The following is a 12,679-nucleotide window of genomic DNA, read 5'->3' as shown; positions in this document are numbered from 1 at the left end:
AGGTCGCAGGTCGGACTCAGCGTCGGGAATCACCGAACGCCGCGATGATCCGCCGCGCGATGTCGGCATGCTCTTCTTCCAGCGCAAAGTGCCCGGTGCGGTAGTGAACCACCTGCGCCGTTGGCACATAGCGTTTGATCGCATCTGCTCCGGCGGGGACGAAGATCGGGTCGCCATCGCCCCAGACCACCAGCGTCCTGGGCCTGGCAATGCTCAGGTAGTGTTGCCATTGCGGATACAGCGCAAGATTTGAGCCGATGTCCAGTTGCAGGTCGGTCATCGCCCGCCTTTTCTGCGGATCACCCAGCGCTGCAGCATCGCTTTGCCAGGCATCCGGGCTGAGCCCGTCCGGGTTTCGAGCGCCCTGTCGATAGAGAAACAGATCGGTCGCGAGTACCACCCTCGTCTCCGCAGCCGCGCGCTTCTCCGGCGTTTCGGGACCGGCGTTGGCCTGCACCGCCTTCAGGCGCGCGGGCTGCCATCCGTCCAGTGACAGCGGTGTATTTTGTATCACCAGCCCGCGAACAAATGACGGATGACGGGTGGCCAGCCTCATCCCGACCGGTCCCCCGAAATCCTGAAGATAGAGCACGGCGCGCTGGATACCCGATTGCCGAAGCCAGGCGTCCATCGTCTGTGCCACGGCATCGAACGTCAGCGGCGGTGCGCCTGCTGCGGGCGAGTCGCTGTTGCCCATTCCTGGATAATCCGGCGCGATCACATGAAAGTGCGCCGCCAGCGCCGGGATCAGATCCCGGAACATGTGTGACGAAGACGGGAAACCATGGAGCAACAGCACGACCGGACTGGCCGGATCCCCTGCTTCCCGATAGAAAATCCTGCTTCCCGCAACCGTCGCATAGCGATACTGAACATCGGCCGCGATGGCCGGTTCAATCAGACCGCATATCAACAGCAGCGTAATGACGCTCATCCATAGGGCCGATCTTCTGCAGCGCATTGGCTCATTCCCGTCGCTGATACCCTGTTGGGCAACCGGGCCTCGCGGCCCGAGGTAAACCCGTCGTCAACGCCTCGGATCGAGCACGATGACGCCCTGCACTTCACGACGTTCCAGTAATGCGTGGGCATGGGCGGTGTTGCTCAATGGCAGCACGGCGCCGATCACAGGTTTGAGTGTGCCGGCGTTCACGCCGTCCGCAAGAAAACGCAGCGCCTGGCGAATCAGTGCCGGGCGCTGAAAGAACGTCGGCAGGTAAACCCCTGCCAGCGTCTGCGCATTGGCCATCAGTCTGCGCGGCGCGAACGCCTCGCCGGGGCCGCGCGTCGAACCCACCACCACGCAACGCCCGAGCATGGCCAGACACTCGAAGTTCTGATCGAACACCTCAGCGCCTATGGTCTCGAGAATGACGTCCACCCCGCGTCCCTGCGTCAGGGCCCGGATGTGCTCGGGCCACTGCGGCGTGTCGTAGCTGATGGCATGGTCCGCGCCCAGGCTGCGCACGAATGCACGACGACTTTCGGTACTGGCGGTGCCGATCACCGTCTGCGCGCCCATCGCCCTGGCGATTTGCACCGCAAGGCTGCCGACCCCGCCTGCGGCGCCCTGGATCAAGACGCTCTCGCCTGCCGCCAACCGACCGCAGACGTTGAGGGCCAGGTACGCCGTCACGCCTTGGCACGGCAGCGCGGCCATGGCGACATCGTTGGCCGATTCGTCCAGCGTCACCAGCAGATCGGCACGGGCAACGACCTGCTGCGCGTACGCCCCTCCGGGCATCAGCGCCATGACTTTACTGCCCAGCAGCGTGGGCTCGACGCCCTCCCCCAGCCGCGACACCCGGCCGACGACTTGCAGGCCCGCGACATGGGGCAGCGTCACGCCACCCACGCGTGTCTCCGAACGGTTGTAGACCCCCATCCGCTCACGGATATCAGGGAAGTTCACACCGACCGCGGACGTATCGATCAAGACTTCGCCCACACCCGGCGCAGGCGTCGGCAGATCGATGTATTCGAGCACTTCAGGGCCGCCAAAGGTGCTGAACTGGATCGCTTTCATGAGTGCGTTTCCTCAGGCAATGATCGCGACAAAAGAGCGCTGCCGAGCGGATCGGCAGCGCGATGAAGACTTACCGGGTCCCGTTGAGGAACAGCGAGGCATGTTTCACAAACAGCTCGGGGTACTGGTAAATCGCACCGTGGTTGGAATCGGGATAAATGACCAGTTGCGCGTTTGGCAGGTGCTGCTGCAGCGTCACGTCGTTGACCGTGTAGAAGACGATGTCGTTGCTGCCGGACACCACCAGCGTCGGCTGCCTGATGTTTTTCAGGTAGCCGTTGGCGTTGTCGGCAGGTTTGCCCCAGCCGGCGATGGCGGCGGCCTGTGCCGGTGCGGTCTTGCTGTTGACGTCGACATCGCGATTGATTTTGCGCGCCCTGAGACGGGTCAGGAACTCACGCCCGGCGGCCTGGCTTTCTGCGCTCTGGGTGAAAAACACGTCCAGCAGCAGCTCGTCCGGTACCTCGCGCTTCTTCGCCAGGTAGCCCTGGAATTCCGGGGTCAGTGAAGCCATGCCGACGCCACCGCGCGGCGAAGAACCCACCAGAATCAGACGACGCACCAGATCCGGGTGATCCAGCGTCACTTGCTGGGCGATCAGGCTGCCCATCGAAAAGCCCAGCAAGTCCGCCTGTTTTACACCCAGCGCCTTGAGCAGGCCGGCCGCGTATCGGGCCATGTCCTCGATGTTGTCCGGCACTTCACCGCTCGAACTGGCGACGCCTGCGTTGTCGAAAAGGATGACCTCGCGATCACGGGCAAAGCCGTCGATGACTTTAGGGTCCCAGCTGTCGAGGTTGCCCACGAAATGCTGAAGAAACACCAGCGGCACCCCGCCTGCTTTGCCAAACCGGCGATAGGCCAGGTGAGCGCCATCGACATCGACGAACCGAGTGGGCGCGGTCTGATGGGTGTACCCATGGGCGGCCTTGGGTTGCGCTGGCGCAGGCGTGGCGTTGGCGGAGAGGATCGAGCACGCAGCCGCCATCAGGGCGACGGCCACAGTCTGGCGCAGCGCCCAACGAGGATTAAACACGGTCATTTGAAAACACCTGAGAATCAGAACGGATGGAAGGAAAGATCGCCCCGATCTCGTCGACCGGGGCACGGCGTCAAGCCGGGTTTTTCACGCTGGGACGTTCTTGCACCTTGGCTTGCCAGGCGGCGAGCGCGGTGCAGTTTTCGGGAATCTGGATGCTGGCGAAACCGGCGAAAATCAGCCCTGCGAAGACAGTGATGTCGGCCATCGAGAACTGCTCACCGGCGATGTACGGCTGAGTGCGCAAGACCTGATCAAAGTACTGCATGCCCGCCAGCGCCTTGTCCCGCTGACGATTGCCCCATTCGACGCGACCTTCCCAGTCCGGGCTCTTGTAAGGTTGCAGGGCGGCGCCCAGACCTGGTGTCGCGTGGTGGAAGTAAAAACCCACGGGATCCGAAAGCTCGGATTCGGCGCGCTTTTGCATCATATGGATGACGCCTTTCTCTTTGGCCGTCTTACCGGTGAGCACTGGATTGCCGTCCAGATGGTCCAGGTACTCGGTGATGGCCGTGCATTCGGAGAGGTAAGTGCCATCGTCCAGCTGCAACACCGGCACGGTACCCAGCGGATTGATCTCCAGAAAGGCTGGCTGCTTGTGCTCGGCGGCTGGCAGGTCGACCTTGACGAACTCGACGCTAGACGCCAGGCCCTTCTCCGCGAGGACAATTCGAATGCGCAGCGGGTTGGGAAAACCGGGGATATCGAAAACTTTCATGCGTGCTCCATAGCTATCTATCTACTGGTAGATATACAATGGCGGCAGATTTTCAGGCTGTCAACGTCTATCTATCGATAGAGAGGTAAATTTTCATGGACACACGTGAAGTCATCATGTCGGCCGCCCGCAAGATGGTGCAGACCCGTGGATACAACGGGCTGAGCTTCAGGGAGCTGGCGAAGGAAGTGGGCATAAAAAGCGCGAGCATCCACTATCACTTCCCTACCAAAGGGGATCTGGGCGCGGCGCTGGCCAAGCGTTACACCGAAGACGGTCGCGCCTATCTGCAGGCGCTGCGCGGCAATTCGGATGATACGGCGGTGTGGATCAAGGGCTACACCGATGTCTTTCGCATGGCATTGGTGGACGATAACCGCATGTGCCTGTGCGGCATCATGGCCGCCGAATATGACGACCTGCCCGCCGAGGTGCGCACGGAGGTCGACGGTTTTACTCAGCTCAATGTGCAGTGGCTCACCGAGGTTCTGGCCATCTGCCGGCCGCAACTGAACAGTGAGGAGCAAGCGCTCCAGGCCCTGGCGATTTACGCCGCCGTCGAGGGCGCGCAACTCATCGCCCGTGGCCGGGGCGACATCGGCGTCTACGACACCACCATTGAAACCTATCGCAAGGCCGGGCTGGTGCCTTGACGGCGCTCATGCCCGTACGGCCTTGAGTCCGCTGGCTCAAGGGTGCCAGCGGTTTTGAACAGGCCACCCAGGCATCGCAAGGCCGACGACACGCCACACTGGCGACCGAGGGGAAAGCTCACGTAAAGTGGGTGCCCTGAACTTTGCCGGTCGTCACGAACAAGGTGGATATGCCAGAACATACGTCAGACTCCCCTCCCCGCACGCGGCGCGCGCCCAAGGGCGAGAAGCGCCGTGAAGAGGTGCTCGACGCCGCACTCGGGCTCTACTCGCTGGAGGGCTATGCCGGCGCTTCGATTGCCCGGATCGCCGACCTCGTCGGCATTTCGGTGGCGGGCGTGCTGCACCACTTCCCCAACAAGGTCGCCTTGCTGATGGCCGTGCTGACGCGGCGCGATGAGGTCAATCAGAAGGTGGCCGACGAAGTCCAGAGCGAACCGACCCTCAATGGCTTCATTGAAGGGCTGCAGCAGATAAACCGCTCGAACGCCACGGCACCGGGCGTCATCCGGGCGTTCAGCATCCTCAATGCCGAAAGCCTGGTGGACAGCCACCCGGCCTGGGAATGGTTTCAGTCGCGTTATCAGATGATTCACGGACGCATGCGTGCTCGCCTCGATTACCTCGTGGCGGCCGGTGAAGTGCGTGGGGATGTGGATCTGGACGGGGTCATCCAGCAAGTGCTGGCGATGATGGACGGCTTGCAACTGCAATGGCTGCGCTTTCCGGACAAGGTCGATCTGGTGAAGAACTTCGAAAGCTACATGGCACAGGTCAAGCGCGACATTCAGGCGTAAAAGATCGGGGTGATGCCTTGCAACCTGCGTTGCGAAGCGATCACCCCGACTTCCGTTGGCGACAGGACCGGACGCAGACCTCAAGGGTCAGCCCCGGCCCCGCGCCCTTTTATCAGTACTCGGTGTTGCCGTCGTAATCGGCGTTGCCGTTACTGTCGTCGACACTTTCATCCTGATCGAAGACGCCACCGGTCTTCACGGCAGGTAGCGTGACCTTCACCGAGTTCAGCGCCGAACGCGGCAGCGGGTTGCTGGTGGTGGTCGACAGCTCCTGGCGGAACGAGTTGACCAGTTTGGCGTTGAGACGGATGTCATCGGAGGCGGCGCCCACGGCAATGTTGAAGGTGTCGGCATCGACCACCCACTGCTTGCTGGTGTCGTCGTAGTAAGCCAGCGAGCGGTCGTTGAGCTCGATGGTCACGTGACGGGTTTCACCCGGTTGCAGGAAGACCTTCTTGTAGCCCTTGAGCTCCTTGACCGCGCGCTCCACTTTCGGGTTCTGCTGACCCACGTAAAGCTCAGCCACTTCGGAACCGGCACGCTTGCCGCTGTTGGTCAGGTCAAAGGAAACCTTGATCGGCGTGTTGCCCACGGCAACGCCCGGCGTGACCGAGATATTGTTGTAGCTGAACTGCGTGTACGACAGGCCATGACCGAAGGCGAACAGCGGCTTGGTGCCGGTCTTGTCGTAACCGCGATAGCCGAGCATCGTCAGGTCATTCTTGTAGCTGATTTCCTTGAGCGTGCGGGTGTTATCGAAGTGCGGGAAATCCGCGTACAGCGGGTTGTCTTCGATATTGCGCTCGATACTGATCGGCAACTTGCCCGACGGGTTGACCTTGCCGAACAGGATCTCGGCCAGCGCCTGACCACCGTTCTGGCCCGGGTAGAAGGCGTGCAGCGCAGCCGGAACCTGATCGATCCAGTCGCTCATCTTCAAGCCGGTTCCGCCATGCATCGTGACGATGGTGTTCGGATTGGCTTTGGCGATGTTCTGGATGAGCTCGTTCTGGTACTCAGGCAAATCGAAGCTGTGGTCGAAACCCTCGCCTTCGTATTCGTTGCTGTTGCCCACTGCCACGACCACGGCGTCGTACTTGGACAGGTCCTGCGGCGCGGTCAGGGATGCCCAGGCCATCTGCACGCCGACCAGGCCGCCCATGGTGGACAGGTAACCGTCACGGCGCGAGTACTCAAGCTTCACGTCGTAGGCCTTGCCGGCTTCCAGCTTGATCTTGCCGGAGACCGGAATGGTCGGTGGGATGCTCTTGTTGGTGATGTTCTCGCCATCGCCGTTGTCGATGATCTTCTCACCGTTGACCCACAGACGCACTGCACCGTCGGCGCGCACTTTGAACACCTGCTCGCCACTGGTGACCGGCGTCATCTGGCCACTCCAGCGGATCGACGTATTGGCCGTGTCGCCGTTGCTTGGCAGATCGTCCGTGGACCAGTCCATGTCGACATGGGTGTCGATGCGCGTAGCCGATGGATCACCGGACCAGTTGGCGTTGGTGAAGAACTCGGTCTTCAGACCGGCAACGGCGTTGCCCTTGCTGTCGGTGGTGGTCCAGGTCGACGCGGTCGGGTCCAGCGACAGGCCGTCGAGGAACTCGACCTTGGCACCCGGTGCCATCTGCTGCAGACCGCTTAGCTCGCTGACGTAGCGGGTGGCGTCGACGTGGGCACTGCCGAAACCGGTCGGCGGCGCGTACTTGGCCAGATCGCCAACCACGGCGATGCGCTTGACCTTCGACTTGTCCAGCGGCAGGACATCGTTCTGGTTTTTCAGCAACACGATGCCTTCACGGGCGATGTTCAGCGCGACCTTGTTGCTGGTGGCGCTGTTCATGTTGTGCGCGGTCAGCGGTGCGAACTTGTCGAACTGGTACAGGTAGATGTTCTTGAGGATGCGGCGAACCTTGTCATCGATGGTCGCCATGTCCAGCTCGCCGCTGTCCAGGTACGGCTTGAGCACCGAGCTGTTCATCTGGCCGCCCATCATGTCCAGATCCGAGCCCGCCTGAGCGGCAGGCAGACCGTGAACGATGGCGTTGTAGTCGCTCTGCACCAGCCCTTTGAAGCCCCATTCCTTCTTCAGGATGTCGGCGATCAGGTGCTTGTTCTCGCACGCGTACTCACCGTTCACCTTCTGGAAAGAGCACATCATCATCGCGACGGTGCCGTTCTTGGTGGCCGACTCGAACGGCGGCAGGGTCATCTCGCGCAGCACGCGCTCGGGCATGACCTGGTTGAGGATGAAGCGGTTGGTTTCCTGATCGTTACCCGCGTAGTGCTTGGCTTCGGCCCAGACACGGCGCTGCTGAATGCCGTTGATGACCGCAGGACCGAGGCTTGCGCCCAGGAACGGATCTTCACCGGAGAGGTACTCGAATGCCCGACCGCTCCACGGCATGCGATACAGGTTCATGCCGGGACCGGTCACGAACTGATAGCCGCCGGTGGCAGTGTCGTAACCCAGCGCGCGGCCGAAGTCGATCGCCCGACGCGGGTTGAACGTGGCCGCAAGGTTCGGGCCGGACGGATAGACCACGCCCGGATCGTTGCCTTCGCTGGTGTAGCGAATGCCCGCACCACCGTCCGCACCGTGGATCTGCGGTACGCCATACTGGGACAGCGGCTTGACGTCCCAGCCACCGATACCGCCGATGTACGCCAGCTTCTCTTCCTGGGTCATCTTGGCCAGGGTTTTCTCGGCGGCCTTGTCTGCACGCACTTCCTTGGCGGCCAACTGCTCTTGGGTGGTCGTTGCCGCATTGGCGTGACCGATGGCCAGACTCAACAATGCCAGTGCCGAATGTGCACCTAAAGTTTTACGGGTTCGCATAAGAAAAAACTCTCCATATATCGCCTGCGCGCAATTGTCGCAGTTGACAGGCCACAACCCTTTTATTCAGGGCAATACGTCGCCTATACCGAAGTTCCGAATAGAAACGACGGACAAAGGAATGTGGCGCACCTGCAAGCAATGAACTTGGGCGATAGGTCAGGTAAAACCAAAGTTACTGGCACAGCGCCAGCTAATACGCGGTGAATCCCCGCGTCATTTAAATTAAGGCAATTGTTTTTAGTTGAAGTCAAACGAAAATATCAACAATGAAAAATATCGGAAATTTTTTGATACAGTCGCTGAACTCTCGCTAAACCTACAGGTCTGTAGGTTTAGCAAAAATGATCTGAAGGCCCTTGAAGCGCCCGGAAACCGGGGGTTTCAATTGACCTCACAGCCCAGGAAAAGCGTCTGGGTCAAGGCCTTACGTCATCCCAACACTCGTTGCACATCTGGAGAATCATCACATGAAATTGCCACTACTTGCCGCTACTGCCGCCATGGCCTTTGCAGTTGCCGGCACCACGCTGGCCGCCGAATCGAGCACCACGGAATCGGTATCGGGCGCACCTGACTCAACCGTCATGACCCAGACCCAGAATGTAAAAGTCGATAAGAAACAACATAAACAAGTTCAAGCGGACGAAAACAAGCGTGGCCGCCCAACTGAACAGTCGTCGACTTCTGCCCACTGAATGACAACTTACCGTAATCACTTACAACCGATGAGGGGACTTTAAACAGTCCCTTCATAGTTTGTCGCTAATTGAAGCCACGTCGTGTCCGATACTTTCAAACCTGTCCGTCTGGAACAACTGACCGAGCACCCGTCAGAAGCGTTGTGCGCCTGGCTGTTGGCGAATGCCGGACTCAAACCGGGTGATCTGGATCGGGCGCGCCGACTGGCACACGAATCCCCTGGCAGTTCGCTGACCGAACTGCTGACACGCCTGGGTCTGGTGTCCGAAATGGACATGGCCCGGGCGTGGGCGTCGACCCTCGAGGCGCCGCTGCTGATCGCCGACGCAGTACCGGTGCCCGATGAAACGTCACCCGCGCTGAGCGAGCGCTTCATGCGCCACCACCGATTGCTGCCCGTGGGCCGGCATGCCGACGGCGTGCACGTGCTGGCTGCCAATCCCGCCAATGTCTATGCCCTGGAGGCCGTCCGTTACGCCAGCCAGACGCCCGTCTACGTCTCAGTCGGTCTGGCGAACGAGGTCGACGGGCTGATCGAGCGTTTCTACGGCCAGGGCCGTTCCGCCATGGGCTCGCTGATCGAAACCATGGATGAGCACAACGGCGCCGAAGAAGACATCGAACACCTCAAGGACCTTGCCTCCGAAGCGCCGGTCATTCGCCTGGTCAACCTGATCCTGCAGCGGGCGGTCGAGCAGCGTGCGTCGGACATTCATATTGAGCCGTTCGAAAACCAGCTCAAAGTGCGTTACCGCATCGACGGTGTGCTGCATGAAGCCGAAGCGCCGCCCTCGAGCTCCTCGGCTGCAGTCATCTCGCGCCTGAAAATCATGGCCCGTCTGGACATCGCCGAGCGGCGTCTGCCGCAAGACGGCCGCATCATGCTGCGCATTCAGGGTAAGGAGCTGGACTTGCGGGTGAGCACGGTGCCCACCAGTTTTGGTGAGTCGGTGGTCATGCGCCTGCTCGATCGCCAGACCGTCAGCTTCGACTTTCCGAGCCTGGGCATGGACGGCGAGCGTCTGCAGAATTTCCTCGACGTGCTGGAAAACCCTCACGGCATCCTGCTGGTCACCGGCCCCACCGGCTCGGGCAAGACCACCACGCTGTATACCGCCCTGTCTCGTCTCAATACCGCCGAACGCAAGATCATCACCGTCGAAGACCCGGTGGAATACCAACTCGAAGGCATCAACCAGATTCAGGTCAAGCCTTCCATTGGCCTGGACTTCGCCGGCGCGCTGCGCTCCATCGTGCGTCAGGACCCGGACGTGATCATGATCGGCGAGATGCGCGACCTGGAGACCTGCCGCATCGCAATTCAGTCTTCCCTCACCGGCCACCTGGTGCTGTCGACCCTGCACACCAACAGTGCGGCGGCAAGTATCACGCGGCTGCTCGACATGGGCGTGGAAAGTTACCTGATCGCGTCGACCGTCAAAGGCATTCTGGCCCAGCGACTGGTGCGCCGCCTCGACCCGCTGACGCGCATTGCGTTTCAGGCGCCGGCCGAACTGGTGGCCGAGCACGGCCTGGAGCGTTTCACCGATCAGCGCCCGATCATGCTGTACCGTCCCGCCACCGATATGCCTGGCGGTGGCTATCACGGGCGCAGTGCAATCACCGAACTGCTGGTGATGAACGAAGAACTGCGCAGCCTGCTGATGCGCCAGGCGGACGCTGCCACCCTGGAACAGGCCGCGCGCCGGGGCGGACTGCGTACGCTTTACGAAGAAGGGCTGCGTCAGGCCGTGGCCGGCGTGACGTCCCTCCAAGAGGTGCTGCGCGTCACGCGCGGCGATTGATCATGGCGCACTTCAAATACCGAGCGCTGGACGCCGAGGGTGTCGCCCGCAACGGCTCACTGGAAGCGGCCGATCAGCAGGCGGCCGCCACGGCCCTGCAAAAGCGCGGCCTGTTGCTGCTCAGTCTGGAAGCCGGTGCCAGCAGCGGCATGGGTGCTGCGATGCGGCGCAGCGTGCTGAACGGCGCAGCGCTGGTCAGCTTCACTCAGCAACTGGCCACCTTGCTGGGTGCGGGCCAGCCGCTCGAGCGTGCGCTCGGCACGCTGCTCAGGCAAAACCACGACCCCAGACGCCTGGCGCTGTTCGAGCGGGTGCGCGAACAGGTCAAGGCCGGCAAACCGCTGAGTCAGGCGCTGGAAGAAGAGCACGGCCAGTTCTCCAGCCTCTACATCAGCATGGTCCGCGCCGGTGAGGCCGGCGGCTCGCTGGAAAATACCCTGCGTCAGCTCTGCGAATACCTGGAGCGCAGTCAGAAGCTGCGCGGTGAAGTGGTCAACGCACTGATCTACCCGATTTTTCTGGTAGTGGGCGTGCTGGGCTCACTGGCCCTGCTGCTGGCGTATGTGGTGCCGCAATTCGTGCCGATCTTCCGCGATCTGGGCGTGCCGATCCCATTGATCACTCAAGCCATTCTCGGCCTGGGCGAGTTTCTGAGCGCGTACGGCCTGCTGCTGCTCGGCGCCGTGGTCGCAACCATCTGGAGCATCGCGGTGCTGCGCCGCGACCCGCAACGTCGGCAACGACACGACCGGCGCGTGCTGTCGCTGAAAGTCATCGGCCCGCTGCTGCAGCGTGTCGAGGCCGCCCGACTGGCCCGCACGCTGGGCACTTTGCTCAGTAATGGCGTGGCCCTGCTGCAGGCCATGAATATCGTGCGCCAGGTCTGCGGCAATCACGCCCTGCGCGCCCAGGTGGAGCAAGCGACCGAGTGGGTCAAGGGCGGCGGCACCCTCGCCCAGGCCTTTGGCGCGCAGCCGTTGCTGCCAGAACTCGCGCTGCAAATGATCGAGGTCGGTGAACAGGCCGGCAACCTCGACAGCATGCTGCTCAAGGTTGCAGACGTTTTCGATGTCGAGGCCAAACGTGGCATCGACCGCATGCTCGCGGCGCTGGTACCCAGCCTGACCGTGGTCATGGCCGTCATGGTGGCGGTGATCATGCTGGCCATCATGCTTCCGCTGATGAGCCTGACCAGTAACATTTGAGGAAATACACATGACTCGATTCAAATCAGCCCCTGGCCGTCGCCAGGGCGGCTTCACCCTGCTGGAAATGCTGGCGGTGATCGTCTTGCTCGGCATCGTGGCAACCATCGTCGTGCGGCAGGTCGGCGGCAACGTCGACAAGGGCAAGTACGGCGCCGGCAAGGCACAACTGGCCAGCCTGAGCATGAAGATCGAAAGCTACGGGCTGGATGTCGGCTCACCGCCGGCCAACCTCCAGGCGCTGGTCAGCAAACCCGCGAATGCGACCGGCTGGGCAGGCCCTTACGCCAAGCAGTCGGACCTGAAGGATCCGTTCGGTCATCCCTTCGGTTATCGCTTCCCGGGCGAGCACGGCAGCTTCGACCTGATCTTCTTCGGCCAGGACGGCCAGCCAGGCGGCGACGGCTATAAAGCCGACCTCGGTAACTGGGAATAACATGCGCGCCCTGCCCCGCACCCGCGGCTTCACGTTGTTCGAATTGCTGGTGGTGATCGTGCTGATCGGCATCAGCGTCGCACTGGTGGGCTTCGGCGTGGGCAAAGGTCTGCACAGCGCCGGCGAACGACGTGCCTTGAGCGAGGTGGTCCAGGCACTGCGCGCGGCCAGGGTGCAGGCGATTGTCACGGGGCAACCGGCGCAGACCCGTTTCGACCTCAGAAACGGCCGGTTTCAGGCACCGCTGCAAGCGGTCCGGCACCTGCCCGATGACATGCACGTGCAGCTGCAGACCGCCGACGGACTGGGCGCGGCGTTCGAGTTCTATCCGGACGGCGGCTCCAGTGGCGGCCACTTGCTGCTGAGCCGGGGCGACAAGCACTGGCGGGTCGACATTAACTGGCTGACCGGCAACGTTCAGTTGCGCACGCTCAATTGAGCCGCGAGCAC

12 protein-coding genes are annotated in these 12,679 nt (G+C 61.8%); 7 read left to right on the top strand and 5 right to left on the bottom strand.

What is annotated here, in order from left to right; genetic code table 11:
• Positions 1 to 16 precede the first annotated feature (16 nt).
• From AAGQ88_RS13195 to AAGQ88_RS13180, 4 genes are all read right to left on the bottom strand, one after another.
• A complete protein-coding gene (locus AAGQ88_RS13195) occupies positions 17 to 934 on the bottom strand; it encodes an alpha/beta hydrolase (RefSeq protein ID WP_342655635.1) in 918 nt (305 codons plus the stop codon).
• 93 nt (positions 935 to 1,027) lie between these two features.
• Positions 1,028 to 2,026 (bottom strand): NADPH:quinone oxidoreductase family protein, encoded by a 999-nt coding sequence (locus AAGQ88_RS13190; RefSeq protein WP_342655634.1) that lies wholly within the window; start codon positions 2,024 to 2,026, stop codon positions 1,028 to 1,030.
• A gap of 70 nt (positions 2,027 to 2,096) precedes the next feature.
• Entirely contained in the window at positions 2,097 to 3,068 is a 972-nt protein-coding gene (locus AAGQ88_RS13185; RefSeq protein ID WP_342655633.1) for an alpha/beta hydrolase, read from the bottom strand.
• Positions 3,069 to 3,138: 70 nt separating this feature from the next.
• Positions 3,139 to 3,783 (bottom strand): glutathione S-transferase, encoded by a 645-nt coding sequence (locus AAGQ88_RS13180; RefSeq protein ID WP_342655632.1) that lies wholly within the window; start codon positions 3,781 to 3,783, stop codon positions 3,139 to 3,141.
• 95 nt (positions 3,784 to 3,878) lie between these two features.
• Between AAGQ88_RS13180 and AAGQ88_RS13175 the strand changes: the two genes are divergently transcribed.
• Both AAGQ88_RS13175 and AAGQ88_RS13170 read left to right on the top strand, forming a co-directional pair.
• Complete coding sequence (locus AAGQ88_RS13175) at positions 3,879 to 4,436, top strand: TetR/AcrR family transcriptional regulator (protein WP_342655631.1); 558 nt, start codon at positions 3,879 to 3,881, stop codon at positions 4,434 to 4,436.
• A 170-nt stretch (positions 4,437 to 4,606) separates the two neighbouring features.
• Positions 4,607 to 5,233 carry a TetR/AcrR family transcriptional regulator gene (locus AAGQ88_RS13170; protein ID WP_342655630.1) on the top strand — a complete coding sequence of 209 codons (627 nt, stop codon included), beginning with the start codon at positions 4,607 to 4,609 and terminating at the stop codon, positions 5,231 to 5,233.
• A 112-nt stretch (positions 5,234 to 5,345) separates the two neighbouring features.
• Here AAGQ88_RS13170 and AAGQ88_RS13165 read toward each other — a convergent pair whose 3' ends face one another.
• Complete coding sequence (locus AAGQ88_RS13165; protein ID WP_342655629.1) at positions 5,346 to 8,081, bottom strand: glycoside hydrolase family 3 C-terminal domain-containing protein; 2,736 nt, start codon at positions 8,079 to 8,081, stop codon at positions 5,346 to 5,348.
• 470 nt (positions 8,082 to 8,551) lie between these two features.
• On the opposite strand from AAGQ88_RS13165, the gene AAGQ88_RS13160 reads away from it, so the two are divergent.
• The 5 genes from AAGQ88_RS13160 (at position 8,552) to AAGQ88_RS13140 (ending at position 12,668) form a co-directional block, all read left to right on the top strand.
• Positions 8,552 to 8,779, top strand: a complete 228-nt coding sequence (locus AAGQ88_RS13160; RefSeq protein WP_342655628.1) for a hypothetical protein — start codon at positions 8,552 to 8,554, stop codon at positions 8,777 to 8,779.
• 84 nt (positions 8,780 to 8,863) lie between these two features.
• Entirely contained in the window at positions 8,864 to 10,588 is a 1,725-nt protein-coding gene (gene gspE / locus AAGQ88_RS13155; RefSeq protein ID WP_342655627.1) for a type II secretion system ATPase GspE, read from the top strand.
• 2 nt (positions 10,589 to 10,590) lie between these two features.
• Positions 10,591 to 11,793, top strand: coding sequence for a type II secretion system inner membrane protein GspF (gspF, locus tag AAGQ88_RS13150; RefSeq protein WP_342655626.1), 1,203 nt, complete (start codon positions 10,591 to 10,593; stop codon positions 11,791 to 11,793).
• Between the two features lie 10 nt (positions 11,794 to 11,803).
• Positions 11,804 to 12,229 (top strand): type II secretion system major pseudopilin GspG, encoded by a 426-nt coding sequence (gspG, locus tag AAGQ88_RS13145; RefSeq protein ID WP_342655625.1) that lies wholly within the window; start codon positions 11,804 to 11,806, stop codon positions 12,227 to 12,229.
• 1 nt (position 12,230) lies between these two features.
• Entirely contained in the window at positions 12,231 to 12,668 is a 438-nt protein-coding gene (locus AAGQ88_RS13140) for a GspH/FimT family pseudopilin (RefSeq protein ID WP_342655624.1), read from the top strand.
• Positions 12,669 to 12,679 lie beyond the last annotated feature (11 nt).

This window comes from Pseudomonas sp. F3-2, assembly GCF_038804275.1.
Taxonomy (GTDB): Bacteria; Pseudomonadota; Gammaproteobacteria; order Pseudomonadales; family Pseudomonadaceae; genus Aquipseudomonas.
The sequence above is the reverse complement of the archived record's forward strand: the minus strand, read 5'-3'. Positions and strand labels throughout refer to the sequence as shown.